Origin of the sequence: Embleya sp. NPDC005971, from assembly GCF_040629175.1 — a bacterium.
Taxonomy (GTDB): Bacteria; Actinomycetota; Actinomycetes; order Streptomycetales; family Streptomycetaceae; genus Embleya.
Genome location: NZ_JBEXUX010000045.1, coordinates 14,668 through 31,780, shown reverse-complemented (window position 1 = coordinate 31,780; position 17,113 = coordinate 14,668). Strand labels below are relative to the sequence as shown.

Sequence of the window (17,113 nt, the reverse complement as noted above, 5' to 3'; positions counted from 1 at the left end):
CGGCCCGATACGCACCACGGCACCGTGCTCGACGAAGACGAAGGAGGGGTTGGCGTGACCACGACGATCGACAAGGGCACCGCACCCGGAGCCCTGACCCACCTGGACGCGTTGGAAGCCGAGTCCGTGCACATCTTCCGCGAGGTGGCGGGCGAGTTCGAGAAGCCGGTGATCCTGTTCTCCGGTGGCAAGGACTCGATCGTGATGCTGCATCTGGCGCGCAAGGCGTTCTGGCCGGCGCCGGTCCCCTTCGCGCTCCTGCATGTCGATACCGGACACAATTTCCCTGAGGTCATCGAGTATCGCGACCGGGTGGTGGCCGAGCACAACCTGCGGCTGCACGTGGCCAAGGTGCAGGACTTCATCGACAACGGCCGGCTGCGCGAGCGTCCGGACGGCACCCGCAACCCGTTGCAGACCGTCCCGCTGCTGGAGGCGATCGAGTCCAACCGCTTCGACGCGGTGTTCGGCGGCGGCCGGCGCGACGAGGAGAAGGCCCGCGCGAAGGAGCGGGTGTTCTCGCTGCGCGACGAGTTCGGCGCCTGGGATCCGCGCCGGCAGCGGCCCGAGCTGTGGCAGTTGTACAACGGCCGGCACCGCGTGGGTGAGCACGTGCGGGTGTTCCCGATCTCGAACTGGACCGAGCTGGACGTGTGGCAGTACATCGAGCGGGAGGCGATCGCGCTGCCGCAGATCTACTTCTCGCACGAGCGGGACGTCTTCGAACGCAGCGGGATGTGGCTCTCGCCCGGCGAGTGGGGCGGGCCCAGGGCCGACGAGGAGGTCGTGCGGCGCGTGGTGCGCTACCGCACGGTCGGCGACATGAGTTGCACCGGCGCCGTCGACTCCCCCGCCACGACGGTGGCGGACGTGATCGCCGAGATCGCAGTGAGCAGGCTGACCGAACGAGGGGCCACGCGCGCGGACGACAAGATGTCCGAAGCCGCGATGGAGGACCGCAAGCGCGAGGGGTACTTCTAGCCATGAGTGGGACTTCCGAGATTTCCCCGGACGCGTTGTCGGTCGCGGACGAGCGGGTGGGTCTGCTCCGGCTGGCCACCGCCGGTTCCGTCGACGACGGCAAGTCCACCCTGGTGGGCCGGCTGCTGCACGACTCCAAGTCGGTGCTGACCGACCAGCTCGAGGCGGTCACCCGGGTCAGCAACGAGCGCGGCCAGGAGGAGGCCGACCTCGCGCTGCTCACCGACGGGCTGCGGGCCGAGCGCGAGCAGGGCATCACCATCGACGTCGCGTACCGCTACTTCGCCACCGCCAAGCGCCGGTTCATCCTCGCCGACACCCCGGGCCACGTGCAGTACACGCGCAACATGGTCACCGGCGCCTCCACCGCCGAGCTGGCCGTGGTGCTGGTGGACGCGCGCAACGGCGTGGTCGAGCAGACCCGTCGGCACGCGGCCGTCGCGGCGCTGCTGCGGGTGCCGCACGTGGTGCTCGCGGTCAACAAGATGGACCTGGTCGACTACAGCGAGGAGCGCTTCGCCGAGGTCGCCAACACGTTCACCGAGTACGCCAAGGCGTTGGGCGTGCCGGACGTGCGCTCGATCCCGGTCTCCGCGCTGCGCGGCGACAACGTGGTGGACCCCAGCCCGCACATGGACTGGTTCTCCGGGCCGACGCTGCTGGAGTACCTGGAGACGGTGCCGGTGGAGACCGACCCGACGCTGGAGCCCGCGCGTTTCCCGGTGCAGTACGTGCTGCGTCCGCAGTCGGACGACGAGTACCGCGACTATCGCGGCTACGCCGGCCAGATCGCCTCCGGGGTGTTCCGGGAGGGCGACGAGGTCGTGGTGCTGCCGTCCGGACAGCGCACCTCGGTCGCGGGCATCGACCGGCTCGGCGTCGCGGTACGCCAGGCCCGGCAGGGCGAGTCGGTCACCCTGCGGCTGGCCGACGACGTGGACATCTCGCGCGGCGACCTGATCGCGCCGGTCGACTCGGCGCCCCGGCCCACCCAGGACGTCGAGGCCACCGTGTGCCACGTGGCCGACCGCCCGCTGCGCACCGGCGACCGGGTCCTGCTCAAGCACACCACCCGCACGGTCAAGGCGATCGTCAAGGACATCGCCTACCGCCTGGACCTGAACGCCCCGATCGAGGGCGTGCTGGGTCACGAGCAGCACCTGAACGAGCTGCGCGCCAACGACATCGCCCGGGTCGTCCTGCGCACGGCCCAACCGCTCGCGCTCGACGACTACGCCGTCGGGCGGCGCACCGGTTCCTTCCTGTTGATCGACGAGGCCGACGGCTCGACGCTCACCGCCGGCATGGCCGGCGCCGCGTTCGCCGCGCCGGGTCGATGTCAGGGCTGACTCGATCGCGGGTCTGACGACCCGCTGTTGACGCTCCGTCAGTCCCACCCGTGACATCGCCCGCCGCCGTCCACCACACACGTCATCCCGGCCCGCGCACAACGCGCGGGCCCGAGGGAAGGTCCCCGCATGTCCGTTTTCAGGACAAACCGTCGCAGATCGACACGTACCGGCTTCGTTGCCGCCCTCCTCCTGCCGCTGCTCGCGTTGTCCGCGTGCGGCTACGGCGAGGACAAGAAGGACGACAAGAACAAGGCGCCGGCCGCGGGCGCGGCCCCGGCTTCCGGCGGCGCCAAGGTCGGCACCTCGGCCTCGCAGATCCGACTCGGCTTCTTCGCCAACGTCACGCACGCGACGCCGCTGATCGGTCTGGGCGAGGGCTTCTTCGCGAAGGAGCTGGGGACCACCGAGATCAAGCCGCAGGTCTTCAACGCCGGACCGGCCGCGATCGAGGCGCTCAAGGGCGGCTCGATCGACGCGACCTACATCGGCCCGAACCCGTCCATCTCCGGGTTCACCAGCACCAACGGCGAGTTGTTGCGGATCGTGGCGGGCGCCACCTCCGGCGGCGCGTCCCTGGTGGTCAAGCCGGGCATCAACCTGCCCGCCGACCTCAAGGGCAAGAAGATCGCCTCGCCGCAGCTCGGCGGCACCCAGGACGTGGCGCTGCGGGCCTGGCTGAAGAAGGCCGGCTACAACGTGGACACCTCCGGCAAGGGCGACGTGAGCGTGGTGCCCACCGACAACGCGCAGACCCTGGCCGCGTTCCAGAAGGGCGACCTGGACGGCGCCTGGCTGCCCGAGCCCTGGGCCACCCGACTCGTCCTGGAGGCGGGCGCCAAGGTGCTCGTGGACGAGCGCACGCTGTGGCCGGAAGGCAAGTTCGTCACCACCGACCTGATCGTGTCCACCAAGTTCCTCAAGGAGCACCCGGACACCGTCGAGGCGCTGCTCAAGGGCCAGGTCGCCGCGAACGACTGGGCCGCGAACAACCAGGACAAGGCCAAGGCCGCGGTCAACGCCAAGATCACCGAATTCGCCGGCAAGCCGCTCGCGCAGAACGTGCTCGACGCGTCCTGGCCCAACATCGCGATCACCAACGACCCGCTCGCGGCCTCGCTGCAAAAGCTCTCCGACGACGGCGTCGCGGTCGGCGTGACCAAGAAGCTCGACATCCACGGCATCTACGACCTGACCATCCTGAACAAGGTCCTCGCCGCCGCCGGCAAGCCCCCGGTGAGCGACGGGGGTCTGGGCCCGAAGAAGTAGCGTTCGCGCCGCTTTCCGCCCGGGCCACCGCGCCCGGCCGAGCACTTCCCGCCCGACGCGCCCACCGAGAGAGGTGATCCGGACATGACCCAGACCATCAGCGAGGCCACGCCCACGGCCACGACCCCCGTCGAGACCGGCTACGCGGTCCGCCTCGACCAGGTCACCAAGGTCTTCGGCCGAGGCGGCGGCACGCCCGTCCTGGACGGCATCGACCTGACCGTCGCCCCGGGCGAGTTCGTCTGCCTCCTGGGCGCGTCGGGCTGCGGGAAGTCCACCCTGCTCAACCTGATCGCCGACCTGGACCGGCCCACCTCGGGCACCATCGAGGTCACCGGCGACCGCCCCGCGCTGATGTTCCAGGACCACGCGCTGTTCCCGTGGCTGACCGCGGGCAAGAACATCGAACTGGCCCTGAAACTGCGCGGTGTGCCGCGCGATCGGCGTCGGGCCGAGGCGAACGAGCTGCTGGAGCTGGTCCGCCTGGGCGGCGCGCACGACAAGCGTGTGCACGAACTTTCCGGCGGCATGCGCCAGCGGGTGGCCCTGGCCCGCGCGCTCGCCCAGGCCGGCGATCTGCTGCTGATGGACGAGCCGTTCGCCGCGCTGGACGCGATCACCCGGGACGTGCTGCACGACGAACTGACCCGGATCTGGGCGGAGACCGGCCGCTCGGTGGTGTTCGTGACGCACAACGTGCGCGAGGCGGTCCGGCTCGCCCAGCGGGTGGTGCTGATGTCCTCGCGCCCGGGCCGGATCGCCCGGGAGTGGACCATCGACATCCCGCAGCCGCGCCGGATCGAATCCACCGGCGTGTCCGAGCTGTCCGTCGAGATCACCGACCAGTTGAGAGGGGAGATCCGCCGCCATGGCCGCGCCTGATCTGACGAAGACCGACCCCGAGATCGGCGCCGACGCCGCGGACCGGCACGCCGAGGAGGACCTGGCCGGGCTCGAGGCCGGCCTGGACGCCCTGGAGAGCTACGAGAAGGAGCGCAAGCCCTTCTCCCGCGTGCTGCTGGAGAAGGTGCTTCCGCCGGTCGTCGCGATCCTGCTGGTGCTGGCCGTGTGGCAGATCGCCTACTCGATGGAGGTCAAGCCCCGCTACGCGCTGCCCAGCCCGCAGGACGTGTGGGACGCGTTCATGGTGCAGTGGAAGAAGGGCACCGTCTTCGACATCCTGTGGACCAGCCTCTCCCGAGGCATCCTGGGCTTCCTCATCGCGGTCGCGATCGGCACGCCGCTGGGCCTGATCGTGGCCCGGGTGAGCTGGATCCGGGCCGCGATCGGCCCGATCCTGTCCGGTCTGCAGTCGCTGCCCTCGGTGGCCTGGGTGCCGCCGGCGGTGATCTGGTTCGGCCTGAACAACAGCGCGATCTACGCGGTCGTACTGCTGGGCGCGGTGCCCTCGATCGCCAACGGCCTGGTGGCCGGCATCGACCAGATCCCGCCGCTGTACCTGCGGGCCGGTCGGGTGCTCGGCGCCCGCGGCTTCAACAGCGTGTGGCACGTGATGCTGCCCGCCTCGCTGCCCGGCTACGTGGCCGGCCTCAAGCAGGGCTGGGCGTTTTCCTGGCGCTCGCTGATGGCCGCCGAACTGATCGCCGCCGGACCGGAGTTGGGGTCGGGGCTGGGCCAGTTGATGGACCAGGGCCGGGATCTGGGCGACATGCCGATGATGTTGACCGCGGTCTTCATGATCCTGATCGTGGGTATCGGCATCGAGATGCTGGTCTTCACCCCCGTCGAACGCCTGGTGCTGCGCCAGCGCGGCCTGGCCACGAGCAGGTAGCCCACGCCATGACTCCCGTTCCCCCGCTCCTGGCCGTCGCGCACGGCAGCCGCGATCCCCGGCACGCCGCGGCGATGGCCGCCCTGGCCGCACGGGTTCGCGCGCTGCGGCCGGGGCTGCGGGTGGACATCGGCTACCTGGACCACTGCGGCCCGCGGGTGCCCGAGCGACTGGACGAGTTGGCCGACGCCGGCGCCGACAGCGTGATCGCGGTGCCGCTGCTGTTCACCCCGGCGTTCCACGCCAAGCAGGACGTGCCCCACGTGCTGCGCCATCGCCGGCTGACCGTGCGTCAGGCGGCCACACTGGCCCCTTCCCCGCTGCTGTTGGCAGCCTTGGACCGGCGCATGCGCGAGGCGGGTGTACGGCCCGGAGACAGCCGATACGGCGTCGTCCTGGCCACCGCCGGTTCCACCGATCCGGAGGCGAACGCGGTGACCACCATCGTCGCGCGGGAGTGGCGGCGTACCGGTTGGTGCGCCGTGGTCCCCGCGTTCGCCTCCGTCCACCAGGGCTCCACGATCGGCGCGGCGATCGAGGAGTTGCGCACGCTGGGCGCCGAACGCGTCGCCGTCGCGTCGTGCATGCTGGCCCCGGGCATCCTGCCGGACCGCATCCTCCGACAGGCCCTGGCCGCCGGGGCGGAGCCGGTCACCGAGCCGGTCGCGGACACCGAGGAAATCGCCCGATTGGTGCTCGACCGCTACGACGCGGCACTGCCGGTGCGATCCCGGCGCTCCGCCTGACCCCGAACCGGCTCGAACCGGCTACCATCACCGGCGTGATCGACTCGGTGGCAGGCGAACGGTCGGTGCTCCTACGCGCGTGTGCGAAGGTCGCGGTGCCGGCCGCGGACGCCACGCTGCTCGCCTTCGGCGAGAACGCGGTGTTCGCCCTGCCGGGTGCGGGCCTGGTGGTCCGGGTGGCCCGCGGGGCACACATGGCCGAGCGGGCGCGCCGCGAGATCGCGGTCGCGTGCTGGCTCGCCGAACAGGACTTCCCGGCGGTACGCCCCGCGCCGGGGATCGACCCGCAGCCGGTGTCCGTCGACGGCCGCCCGGTCACCTTCTGGGAGTTGTTGTCGCCCGCCGAGCGCGAACCGGACGTCGTCGACCTGGCCCGACTGCTCAAGAAGCTGCACGCGCTGCCCACCCCGCCGTTCGCGCTGCCCGCCCGGGCCCCGCTCGCGCTCGTGGAGACCTGGCTGGATTCGGCCGACGCCGCCGTGGGGTTGGAGGATCGCCGCTATCTGTTGGCCCGCCGGGACGCGTTGGAGGCGGCCTGCCGCGAGCTGACCCCGGCGCTGGAGCCGGGCCTGATCCACGGCGACGCGCTGCTGCGCAACGTCGGCGTGCACGGCGGCCGGGCGCTGCTGCTGGACTGGGAGACCGCGGCCCACGACCTGCGCGAGTACGACCTGGTGCTGACCCCGATGGCCGCCGCGCGCTACGGCCTGCCCGACGGCGCGCAGCGACGGTTCGCGAAGAAGTACGGATTCGACGTCACCGAGTGGCCCGGCTACCGGGTGCTGCGCGACACCCGCGAACTGGCCGCCACCGCGTGGGTGGCCCAGCACGTGCCCGGCAACCCGGCGGCGGAGGAGGAGTTCCACCACCGGGTCCGCACCCTGCGCACCGACGACCCGGACGCCCGCTGGCACGCGTTCTGACCGGGCCGCGAGCGCGCTCAGGACGTGCGCTTGCTGTCCACCCACTGCTGCTCGAACTCCTCCTGGAACAACGGGTAGAGCCCGCGCGTCTCGGCCGCGTGCGCGCGCAGCACGAACGCCGGTGACTCGACCCCGCGCGCGTGCCGCAGGTACGGCTGGATCAGGCCCACGTCCCCGTCCACCAGGTACGCGGCGAACCGGGGCGCCTCGTCGTACAGCCGGATCTCGATCCGTCGGGGCTCGCGCAGCTTCGAACGGATCCGGCGCAGGTGCAGGATGTTGAGCGTGGTCATCCGGGACAGCAGTCCCTTCTTGATGCCCTCGTCCTTCTCCCGCTGCTTCATCGCGTCCCCGGCCGGGTTCAGGAACAACAACCGCATCTCGCAGCCGCTCGAACCCAGTCGGGTCAGGTCGCGCCCCGAGTAGTTCTGGCACAGCAGGTTGAGCGAGACGCCCATCGCGTCGATCCCGCGCGCGCCCTCCACCAGGTCGGCGAACGGCAGGCGGCGTTGCAGCGCGGAGCGGTCCTGGAAGACCCCCACCACGTCCGCGTAGCGCCCGGCGAACAGTTCCTCGACCGCGTCCAGGGCCAGCCGCCGATCGCCTCGCTCGGCGAGCGGGCCGTCCAGCATCGCCAGCACCCGTAGGCAGGCACGCTCGACCTGGGCCAGCACGTCGGGCGAGAGCACCCGGTTGCGGGCCACGATGTGCCGGCCGATCTCGACCTCTTCCAGGGCGCGTTCCAGCTTGCGTCGGTCCGGCAGGAACGGTTCGAAGCACCACCAGTTGCGCACCATCAGCTCGCGCAGTTGCGGCAGGGTCAGGAACGCGATCAGCTCGTCGTCGGCCGGGTCCACGATGTAGCCGCGCCGGCGACTCATCTCCCGCACGGCCTCGGCACGTTCGACCCATTCGTTCTGCGCGTTGCCGGCCGCCGCCAGCACCCAGGCACCGTCGTCGTGCGGGTGCTCGCCGGGCCCGTAGACCGGGATCAGCACCGCGCCGATCACCGCGCGCAGCCGCTGTTCGATCAGGTTCAGGTAGACGTACGCCCGGCCGGCCCGACGGGCCCGCAACAGCGCGCCCGCCCAGTCGTCCTCGGTCCAGGTCAGCGTCGCGGGGTCTATCCCGGGCAGCGGGTCGGGCGGGCTCGAACCGTCCAGCACGGCCGTCCCGGTCGCCGCGTGCCGGGGCCCGGGCAACACCGACGCGTCGAAGGCGAACGAGCCGCTGTCGGTGAGCCCGGCCGCCCCGCTCGCGGACTCGCCGTCCGCGTAGCCGGCGTACGGATCCGGGAAGGTGTCCCCGCCGTCGCCGAAGGTCGGGCCGTTCCCGCCGCCGAGGCCGGTCGTACTCGGGCCCTCCGCAGGATCATCGGTCGTCGAGGGTGGCGAGTCGGATTCCCGATCGGCCATCGCGTCCCATCCGTTCGTCGTCGAGCCGGAACCGAACGAGCGTATAGCGAAACCCGGTGACCTCGGGGAGCCCGCGCGGGCCGGGTCGTATACCCCGTTCGAGTGATGCACGCGCGGGCATTACCCGGATGGCGTAAGGCGATTGGGGGGACTCGACACGCTCTGGCAATTTCTGCCCGGCGGCACGATGACGTCTCGGAACAATTGCCGGACGGCAGAGGGTCTTCCCTCCACCTGTTCCGGACCGCAACCGGGACGGCTCGACGGTCCGTCTCATGCGGCAGGAACCGTGGCACCCAGGAGGTCGTCATGTTGGCCACGAACGGCAGGATCCCGGCGGGACGTACCGGCACCGAGGACGATTTCGCCAAGTACCGAGACGTCGTCGCGGACATCTTCGCGCACCACCACCGCGCCGAGCCCGCGGGCGCCGACGGCGCGGTGTGCTCGTGCGGCGACGTATGGCCGTGCCGAGAGGAAGTCCTCGCGGCGGAATTGCTCGACTGGATCTGATCCGGTGCGGGCAACCGATCGGTGGCACGGCGCGCACGCCCACCGATCCGGCTCGAAATCCACCCGACCGGGGGACGCCGGAGCGGATCTCGCACATGAATCCGGTTCGGTACGGGAGACTGCAAGCTGCCGAAGCACGATCCGCGACAAAGCAGGTTGCTCATGCAGGTCTGGCCCGGTCATCCGTATCCGCTCGGCGCCACGTACGACGGCGCCGGCACCAACTTCGCGGTCTTCTCGGAGGCCGCCGAACGTGTCTGGTTGTGCCTGCTGGACGAGGGCGGCGCCGAGCAGCGCATCGAGCTGCGCGAGGCCGACGCGTTCGTCCGGCACGCCTACCTGCCCGGTGTCCAGCCCGGGCAGCGGTACGGCTACCGCGTCCAGGGCCCGTTCGCCCCCGCCTCCGGCGCCCGGTGCAATCCGAACAAGCTGCTGCTCGACCCGTACGCCAAGGCGATGTGCGGCGAGGTGCATTGGCACGAGTCGATGTACGGCTACTCGTTCGAGCACCCGGACCTGATGAGCACCACCGACTCCGGGCCGCACACGATGGCCTCGGTGGTGATCAACCCCTGGTTCGACTGGGGCGACGACCGGCCGCCGCGCACCGAGTACCACGACACGGTGATCTACGAGGCGCACGTGCGCGGGCTGACCCGCACCCACCCGGGGCTGCCCGAGGAGATCCGCGGCACCTACGCGGGCATGGCGCACCCGGCGGTGATCGAGCACCTGGTGAGCCTGGGCGTGACCGCGATCGAGCTGATGCCGGTGCACCAGTTCGTGCACGACCACCGGCTCTCCGACCTGGGCATGCGCAACTACTGGGGCTACAACACGATCGGCTTCTTCGCGCCGCACGCGGCCTATTCGTCCACCGGCGAACGCGGGCAGCAGGTGCAGGAGTTCCGTTCGATGGTCAAGGCGCTGCACGCGGCGGGCATCGAGGTGATCCTCGACGTGGTCTACAACCACACCGCCGAGGGCAACCACCTCGGGCCCACGCTGTCCTTCCGCGGCCTGGACAACGCGTCCTACTACCGGCTCGCCGACGACAAGCGCTACTACCTGGACACCACCGGCACCGGCAACAGCCTGCTGATGCGCAGCCCGCACGTGCTGCAGCTGATCATGGACTCGCTGCGCTACTGGGTCACCGACATGCACGTGGACGGCTTCCGCTTCGACCTCGCGGCCACCCTGGCCCGGCAGTTCCACGAGGTGGACCGGCTGTCCTCGTTCTTCGACCTGGTCCAGCAGGACCCGATCGTGTCCCAGGTCAAGCTGATCGCCGAGCCGTGGGACGTCGGCGAGGGCGGCTACCAGGTGGGCAATTTCCCGCCGTTGTGGACCGAGTGGAACGGCAAGTACCGCGACACCGTGCGCGACTTCTGGCGCGGCGAGGAGCGCACCCTGGCCGAGTTCGGCTCGCGGCTGACCGGCTCCTCGGACCTGTACCAGGACGACGGCCGGCGGCCGATCGCCTCGATCAACTTCGTCACCTGCCACGACGGCTTCACCCTGCACGACCTGGTGTCGTACAACGGCAAGCACAACGCGGCCAACCACGAGGACAATCGAGACGGCGAGAGCCACAACCGGTCCTGGAACCACGGCGTCGAGGGCGAGACGGACGACCCGGACGTGCTCGCGCTGCGGGCCCGTCAGCAGCGCAACTTCATCGCCACCGTGCTGCTGTCCCAGGGCGTGCCGATGATCGCGCACGGCGACGAGTTCGGCCGCACCCAGCAGGGCAACAACAACGTCTACTGCCAGGACAACGAACTCGCCTGGGTCCGATGGCCCCAGGGCGAGGTGCCCGATCAGCTCGAATTCATGCGGATGATGACCCGGCTGCGGGCCGAGCATCCGGTGTTCCGACGCCGGCGCTTCTTCCACGGCAGATCCGTCCAGGGCACCCACGACGAGCTCACCGACATCGCCTGGTTCACCCCCACGGGTGAGGAGATGTCCGACGGCGACTGGTGGGCGGCCGCCGCCAAGTCGGTCGCGGTCTTCCTCAACGGCAACGCGATCTCCGAACCGGACCCGCGCGGCCAAAAGATCACCGACGACTCGTTCCTGTTGTTGTTCAACGCCTCGCACGAAACCGAGGAGTTCACCATCCCCGACGGCCTGGGCACGACCTGGACCGTCGTGGTCGACACGGCCGACGACAAAACCACGATGCACGAGCCGAAGACCCGGATGACCGTCGACGGCGGCTCCTGCCAGTCGGTCGAGCCCCGCTCGCTGGTGGTCCTGCAACGACCCTGAATCGGGCGGCCGGCCCCGGTCCGGCGGATCCCGGCGAACCGGGCCCGGCCGCGTCCGATCAGGTTTCACCACCCCGGCGGGTGGTAGCCCGGGGCCGTCCGGGGAAGCTAGTCCGCATGACCTCGTCGCCTTCGCAGCTCCCCACCGGGACCTATCGGCTCCAGTTGCAGCCCACCTTCGGGTTCGCCGAAGCTGCCGCCGCCGTGCCCTACATCGCCTCCCTCGGGGTCAGCCACCTGCACCTGTCGCCCGTCCTGCAGGCCGTGCCCGGCTCCACCCACGGCTACGACGTGGTCGACCACTCGCGCGTGTCCGCCGAACTCGGCGGCGAGGACGGGCTGCGCGAGCTGGCCGGCTCCGCCGCCGCACACGGGCTGGGCATCGTGCTGGACATCGTGCCCAACCACATGGCGGTGCCCGCGCCCGAGTCGCTCAACCGGCCGCTGTGGGAAACCCTGCGGGAGGGGCCGGACTCGCCCTACGCCCGCTGGTTCGACATCGACTGGTCCCGGCACGACGGCCGGGTGCTGCTGCCCGTGCTCGGCGGACCGGTCGAGGAGGTCGCCGACGAGTTGATCGTGGACGGCGACGTGCTGCGCTACCACGAACACGAGTTCCCGCTCCGGGCCGGCACCGACAAGCTCGCGCTCGACGAACTGCTCGCCGCCCAACACTTCGAACTCGCGCACTGGCGGCGCGCGGACAGCGAGCTGAACTACCGCCGGTTCTTCACCATCGCCGGCCTGATCGCCCTGCGTCAGGAGGACGACGAGGTCTTCGCCGCCACCCACGAGGTCGTCCTGCGGCTGGTCGACCAGGGGCTGGTGCAGGGGCTGCGGATCGACCACCCGGACGGGCTCGCCGACCCGCGCGCCTACCTGGCCCGGCTGCACGCCGCCGCGCCGAACGCCTGGATCGTGGTGGAGAAGATCCTCGCCGACGAGGAACGGCTGCCCACCGACTGGGCCTGCCACGGCAGCACCGGCTACGACGCGCTGCGCCGGGTGGACAACCTGTTCGTCGACGCCGAGGGTGCCGAGCCGCTGCGGGCGCTGCACCGCGAGCAGACCGGGGTCCGCGAGGGCTTCGACTACCTCGCCCAGGAGGCGAAGGCCGAGGTGCTCGCGGGCGGCCTGGCCACCGAATTCGCCCGGCTGCGGCGCGCCCTGGACGACCTGGAACCGGTCGCGGGCGCCGGTGACATCGGCCGCGCCCTGCCGCCGCTGCTGACCGCGTTCCCCACCTACCGCCCCTACCCCGGCGGCGGTCCCGGCTCGATCGCGGCGATGGCCCGGGCGCTGACCGGGGTGCCCGGGCAGGTCTCCGAGGCGGCCCGCGAGATCGCCGAACTCGCGCTCGCGGACGGCGAGTTCGGCACCCGCTTCGGCCAGGTGGCGGCAGCCCTGGCGGCCAAGGGCGTCGAGGACCGCGCGTTCTACCGCTGGTACGGCCTGAGTTCGCTGAACGAGGTCGGCGGCGCCCCGGACTCGATCGGCCTGGACATCGCCGACTTCCACGCCGAATGCGCGCGGATGTCGCCCACCACGATGACCACGCTGAGCACCCACGACACCAAGCGCAGCGAGGACGTGCGGGCCCGGCTCGCGGTGCTCGCCGAGGTCCCCGAGGACTGGGCCGAACGGGTGCACACCTGGAACGACTGGTCCCGGCCGCACCGCTCCGAGTTCCGCTTCGGGCCGGACGGCTACGACACCTATCTGCTGTGGCAGACCCTGGTCGGCGCCTGGCCGTTGTCGCCCGACCGGGCCGTCGACTACCTGCGCAAGGCGATGCGCGAGGCGGCCCGGGCGACCACCTGGACCGACCCGAACCCCGACTACGAGGCGGCCACCGAGGCATTCGTGCGCGCCGTCCTGGCGGACGAGGAACTCGGTGCCGACATCGCCGAGTTCGTCACCGACCTGGATCGACCGGCCCGGGCCGTCTCGCTCGGCGCCAAGCTGGTCCAGCTCACCATGCCGGGCGTACCGGACGTGTACCAGGGCGGCGAACTGGCGCTGTACACGCTGGTCGATCCGGACAACCGGGCGCCGGTCGACTTCGGCCGCGAGCACGCTCCCCTGGACGCGCTCAAGTTCCGCGTCACCCGCGCCGCGCTGGGCCTGCGCCGGGCACATCCCGACTGGTTCACCGGCACCTACGCGCCGCTGCTCGCCCGGGGCAAGGAGGCGCGACACGCGATCGCGTTCGTGCGCGGCGGCGAGGCGATCACCGTGGCCACCCTGCTGCCGGCCGGCCTCGCGGCCAAGGGCGGCTGGGGCGGCGCCCTGCTCCCGCTGCCGCCCGGTCGCTGGATCGACGCGCTGACCGGGAACCCGTACAGCGGCCAGGCCCGGCTGCGGCACATCCTGGAGGACCTGCCGGTGGCCCTGCTCACCCGCGGCTGACCCACCCGCGCTCCCTCCGCACTCTCCCACCCGTTCGCCCGCGTTCCCGGAAAGGACAAACCATCGTGGTCAGGTTCGAGGTCTGGGCCCCGAAAGCGTCGTCCCTGGACGTCATCGTCGACGGTCGCCGCAAGCCGATGCGGGACGCGAACCGGCCCGGGTGGTGGCAGGCGGAGGTGCCGGCCGCGGTGCACGGGAGCGACTACGCGTTCGTGATCGACGGCAGCGCCCCGCTGCCCGACCCGCGCTCACCCTGGCAGCCGCACGGCCCGGACGGCCCCAGCCGGGTGGTGGACCACGCCGCGTACACGTGGGCCGACCGGGCGTGGACCGGCCGGCCGCTGCCCGGCGCGGTGGTCTACGAGTTGCACATCGGCACCTTCACGGTCGAGGGCACCTTCACCGCGGCCGTCGAGCGGCTGGACCACCTGGTCGACCTGGGCGTCACGCACGTCGAGGTGATGCCGGTGTCCGCCTTCCCGGGCAGGCACGGGTGGGGCTACGACGGGGTGTGCCCGTGGGCGGTGCACGAGCCGTACGGCGGCCCGGAGGGCCTGAAACGATTCGTCGACGCCTGCCACGGGCGCGGCCTGGGCGTGATCCTGGACGTGGTGCACAACCACCTGGGCCCCTCCGGCAACCATCTCCCGCAGTTCGGGCCCTACTTCACCGACCGCTACAAGACACCGTGGGGTTGGGCGGTCAACCTGGACGGACCCGGCTCCGACGAGGTGCGCGCCTATCTGGTCGCCAGCGCACTGATGTGGCTGCGCGACTACCACGTGGACGGACTGCGCCTGGACGCGGTGCACGCGCTCGCCGACAACCGTGCGGTGCCCTTCCTCGAAGAGTTGTCCGAGGCGGTGGACAAGCTCGCCGCGGCCAGTGGTCGGCCGCTGTTCCTGATCGCCGAGTCGGACCTGAACGACCCCCGGGTGGTCACCCCGCGCGAGAGTGGCGGGATGGGCGTCCAGGCTCAGTGGAGCGACGACTTCCACCACGCGCTGCACGCCCTGCTCACCGGCGAACGGCAGGGCTATTACGGCGACTTCGGATCGATGGGCACACTCGCCAAGACGCTCACCCGGGTCTGGCTGCACGACGGCACGTGGTCCTCGTTCCGCGAGCGTACGCACGGCCGGCCGGTGCCCACCTCACGCATGCCCGCACACCGCTTCCTGGGCTACCTGCAAACCCACGACCAGGTCGGCAATCGGGCCACCGGCGACCGTATCTCGGCCACCCTGCCGCCGGCGCTGCTGGCCGCGGGCGCGGCCCTGGTACTCACCTCGCCGTTCACCCCGATGTTGTTCATGGGCGAGGAATGGGGCGCGTCCACCCCGTGGCAGTACTTCACCGACCACACCGACCCCGAACTGGCCGAGGCGGTGCGCAACGGTCGGCGCGCCGAGTTCGCCTCGCACGGCTGGGACGCCGCGCAGATCCCGGATCCGCAGTCCGCGCAAACCGTGCGCGACTCGTGTCTGGACTGGGACGAGCTCAAGGGCTCACCCCACGCGGCGCTGCTGGCCTGGTACAAGCGGCTGATCGCGCTGCGTCGCGAGTGGGAACACCTGACCGATCCGGATCTGACCCGGGTTCAGGTCAGCTTCGAGGAGACCGCCGGCTGGCTGATGGTGCATCGTGGTGCGTTCCGTACGGCGATCAACCTGGCCGAGCAGCCCGCCACGCTGCCGATGGGCACCGGCGCGGCCGAGATCGTCGCGGCCTGGGACGACCGCGCGGAGATCCGGCGCGGCCTGGTCGGCACCACCCTGCGCCTGCCCGCGACCTCGGTCGCGGTGGTCCGCGTGGGCCCGCGCTGATCGGGCCCGAACGCCGGACGGTCGACGCCGCCGTCCGGCGTTCGGGGCCGCCCGGTCCGCTCAGGCGTCCAGCAGCCGCTTGCGCTCCGCCTCGACGTCGAAGGTGGCCGCCGGGTACCGCGGGTCCAACTCGGCGAGGTGCTCCAGCAACAGCCGGCTGATCGCCCAGTTGCGGTACCACTTACGGTCCGAGGGCACCACGTACCAGGGCGTCGCGTCGCTGTCGCATTTCTCCAGCGCGGCCTCGTAGGCCGCGCGATACTGCGGCCACACCGAGCGCTCGTCGATGTCCGCGGGGTTGAACTTCCAGTGCTTGTCCGGGTTGTCCAGCCGCGCGAGCAACCGCTCCCGCTGCTCTTCGGGCGAGATGTGCAGGAAGACCTTGAGCACGCTCACCTCGTCCTTGGCCAGGCCCTGCTCGAAGCGGTTGATCGTGGCGTAGCGGCGCGACCACACCTGGCGCGGGACCAGTTCGCGCACCCGGGCGATCAACACGTCCTCGTAGTGCGAGCGATCGAAGACGCCGATCAGGCCGGGGGCCGGTACCTGGTTGCGGATCCGCCACAGGAACGGGTGTCCGAGTTCTTCCTCGGTCGGCGCCTTGAACGCGTGGATGTGGCAGCCGGACGGGTTGAACTGGCCGATCACGTGCTTGACCGTACCGCCCTTGCCGGAGGTGTCCATGCCCTGGATCACCAGGAGCACCCGGCGGCGCGCACCGCCGGCCACGGCCTGCGCGTAGAGCTTCTCCTGAAGCTCGGCCAGTCGCGGTGCCATCGCGGCGACGTCGGCGAGCGCGTCGGCCTTGTCGCCGCGGAAGCCGGGGGTGGCGCGTGGGTCGATCGCGGTCAGGTCGACGGGGCCGGCGGGCGGGCGGAGCACGGCGCGGATGGACGGCACGTCCGTCCGCGGGTGCTCGGCCGCCTCCGCGGGCGCCTCGGTGACCACGTGCAGGCGCGGTGACTCGGCGGCGACCCGGGTTTCGGGGACGGACTCGACGACGGCTTCGGTCACCACCTCGACGACGTCCGGGCCGACCGCTTCGAGGGCGACCACGTCCAGGCGCAGTGCCTTGGCGGCGGCCTGCTCGGCCTCGGCGCGCTCGGCGGCCTGCCGGGCGAGCTTCTTCGCCACCTTCGCCGCTTCGGCGGCCTCCCGCTCGGCTGCGGCCTGGACCGCCTTGGCGGCCTTCTTGTCGGCCTTTCGGGCCGCCTTGACCTGCTCGGCCCGCAACTCCCGCTCGGCCTTCAGCGCCTTCTCGGCCTTCCTGGCGGCTTTCTCCGCCTTTTCGGCCTTCTCGGCCTTCTCGGCCTTCTCGGCCTTGGCGGCTTTCTCGGCCTTCTCGATCTTCTTGGCGGCCTTCTCGGGCTTCTCCGGCTTCTCGGCCTTGCCGGCCTTCGCGGCCTTGGCGGCCTTCGCAACGGCCGTTTCGTCCCATGTCTCGCCCAGGCCCACCGGGGCTCGCCCCTTCGGGTCCCGGTCGGTCGTGCCTGCACTCCTGCGTTCGGCCTTCTTCGCCATACCGCTGCCTCCGCGTCGTCGGGACCCGGGTCCGATGATGCCTCACCCGCACACCGGTCGCCCACGGACAACACCCGCACGGCGCACGGCCGA

13 protein-coding genes are annotated in these 17,113 nt (G+C 71.2%); 11 read left to right on the top strand and 2 right to left on the bottom strand.

Features of this window, described 5'->3' with window-relative positions; genetic code table 11:
- Positions 1-54: 54 nt before the first annotated feature.
- The 7 genes from cysD (at position 55) to ABZ374_RS32040 (ending at position 7,060) form a co-directional block, all read left to right on the top strand.
- The gene (gene cysD, locus ABZ374_RS32070) at positions 55-981 is read left to right on the top strand and encodes a sulfate adenylyltransferase subunit CysD (RefSeq protein ID WP_360317719.1); all 927 of its coding nucleotides are present in this window, start codon (positions 55-57) and stop codon (positions 979-981) included.
- Between the two features lie 2 nt (positions 982-983).
- On the top strand, positions 984-2,330 hold the full coding sequence (locus ABZ374_RS32065; protein WP_360317717.1) for a GTP-binding protein: 1,347 nt from the start codon (positions 984-986) through the stop codon (positions 2,328-2,330).
- 129 nt (positions 2,331-2,459) lie between these two features.
- Complete coding sequence (locus ABZ374_RS32060; protein WP_360317715.1) at positions 2,460-3,599, top strand: ABC transporter substrate-binding protein; 1,140 nt, start codon at positions 2,460-2,462, stop codon at positions 3,597-3,599.
- Between the two features lie 84 nt (positions 3,600-3,683).
- Positions 3,684-4,481: an ABC transporter ATP-binding protein gene (locus tag ABZ374_RS32055; RefSeq protein ID WP_360317713.1), complete on the top strand. Its 798-nt coding sequence runs from the start codon at positions 3,684-3,686 to the stop codon at positions 4,479-4,481.
- A complete protein-coding gene (locus ABZ374_RS32050) occupies positions 4,468-5,391 on the top strand; it encodes an ABC transporter permease (protein ID WP_360317711.1) in 924 nt (307 codons plus the stop codon). The genes ABZ374_RS32055 and ABZ374_RS32050 overlap by 14 nt, the downstream gene beginning before the upstream one ends.
- Positions 5,392-5,399: 8 nt before the next feature.
- A complete protein-coding gene (locus tag ABZ374_RS32045) occupies positions 5,400-6,137 on the top strand; it encodes a CbiX/SirB N-terminal domain-containing protein (protein WP_360317709.1) in 738 nt (245 codons plus the stop codon).
- A gap of 35 nt (positions 6,138-6,172) precedes the next feature.
- The gene (locus tag ABZ374_RS32040) at positions 6,173-7,060 is read left to right on the top strand and encodes an aminoglycoside phosphotransferase family protein (protein ID WP_360317707.1); all 888 of its coding nucleotides are present in this window, start codon (positions 6,173-6,175) and stop codon (positions 7,058-7,060) included.
- A gap of 17 nt (positions 7,061-7,077) precedes the next feature.
- On the opposite strand, the gene ABZ374_RS32035 is transcribed toward ABZ374_RS32040, so the two are convergent.
- Entirely contained in the window at positions 7,078-8,475 is a 1,398-nt protein-coding gene (locus ABZ374_RS32035) for an SAV2148 family HEPN domain-containing protein (protein ID WP_360317705.1), read from the bottom strand.
- A 309-nt stretch (positions 8,476-8,784) separates the two neighbouring features.
- On the opposite strand from ABZ374_RS32035, the gene ABZ374_RS32030 reads away from it, so the two are divergent.
- The 4 genes from ABZ374_RS32030 (at position 8,785) to treZ (ending at position 15,499) form a co-directional block, all read left to right on the top strand.
- Positions 8,785-8,988 (top strand): hypothetical protein, encoded by a 204-nt coding sequence (locus tag ABZ374_RS32030; protein ID WP_360317702.1) that lies wholly within the window; start codon positions 8,785-8,787, stop codon positions 8,986-8,988.
- A 162-nt stretch (positions 8,989-9,150) separates the two neighbouring features.
- Positions 9,151-11,265, top strand: coding sequence for a glycogen debranching protein GlgX (gene glgX / locus ABZ374_RS32025; RefSeq protein WP_360317699.1), 2,115 nt, complete (start codon positions 9,151-9,153; stop codon positions 11,263-11,265).
- Positions 11,266-11,381: 116 nt separating this feature from the next.
- Complete coding sequence (treY, locus tag ABZ374_RS32020) at positions 11,382-13,673, top strand: malto-oligosyltrehalose synthase (RefSeq protein ID WP_360317696.1); 2,292 nt, start codon at positions 11,382-11,384, stop codon at positions 13,671-13,673.
- Positions 13,674-13,738: 65 nt separating this feature from the next.
- The gene (treZ, locus tag ABZ374_RS32015; protein WP_360317694.1) at positions 13,739-15,499 is read left to right on the top strand and encodes a malto-oligosyltrehalose trehalohydrolase; all 1,761 of its coding nucleotides are present in this window, start codon (positions 13,739-13,741) and stop codon (positions 15,497-15,499) included.
- Positions 15,500-15,559: 60 nt separating this feature from the next.
- Here the strand turns inward: treZ and ABZ374_RS32010 are convergent, their stop codons facing one another.
- Positions 15,560-16,399, bottom strand: a complete 840-nt coding sequence (locus ABZ374_RS32010; RefSeq protein WP_360317808.1) for a PPK2 family polyphosphate kinase — start codon at positions 16,397-16,399, stop codon at positions 15,560-15,562.
- Positions 16,400-17,113 lie beyond the last annotated feature (714 nt).

Excerpts from the sequence above, each read along its gene's own strand:
- ABZ374_RS32065 (WP_360317717.1), top strand. The coding sequence starts at position 984 with ATGAGTGGGACTTCCGAGATTTCCCCGGACGCGTTGTCGGTCGCGGAC.
- ABZ374_RS32060 (WP_360317715.1), top strand. The coding sequence starts at position 2,460 with ATGTCCGTTTTCAGGACAAACCGTCGCAGATCGACACGTACCGGCTTC.
- ABZ374_RS32055 (WP_360317713.1), top strand. The coding sequence starts at position 3,684 with ATGACCCAGACCATCAGCGAGGCCACGCCCACGGCCACGACCCCCGTC.
- ABZ374_RS32050 (WP_360317711.1), top strand. The coding sequence starts at position 4,468 with ATGGCCGCGCCTGATCTGACGAAGACCGACCCCGAGATCGGCGCCGAC.
- ABZ374_RS32045 (WP_360317709.1), top strand. The coding sequence starts at position 5,400 with ATGACTCCCGTTCCCCCGCTCCTGGCCGTCGCGCACGGCAGCCGCGAT.
- ABZ374_RS32035 (WP_360317705.1), bottom strand. The coding sequence starts at position 8,475 with ATGGCCGATCGGGAATCCGACTCGCCACCCTCGACGACCGATGATCCT.
- ABZ374_RS32030 (WP_360317702.1), top strand. The coding sequence starts at position 8,785 with ATGTTGGCCACGAACGGCAGGATCCCGGCGGGACGTACCGGCACCGAG.
- glgX (WP_360317699.1), top strand. The coding sequence starts at position 9,151 with ATGCAGGTCTGGCCCGGTCATCCGTATCCGCTCGGCGCCACGTACGAC.
- treY (WP_360317696.1), top strand. The coding sequence starts at position 11,382 with ATGACCTCGTCGCCTTCGCAGCTCCCCACCGGGACCTATCGGCTCCAG.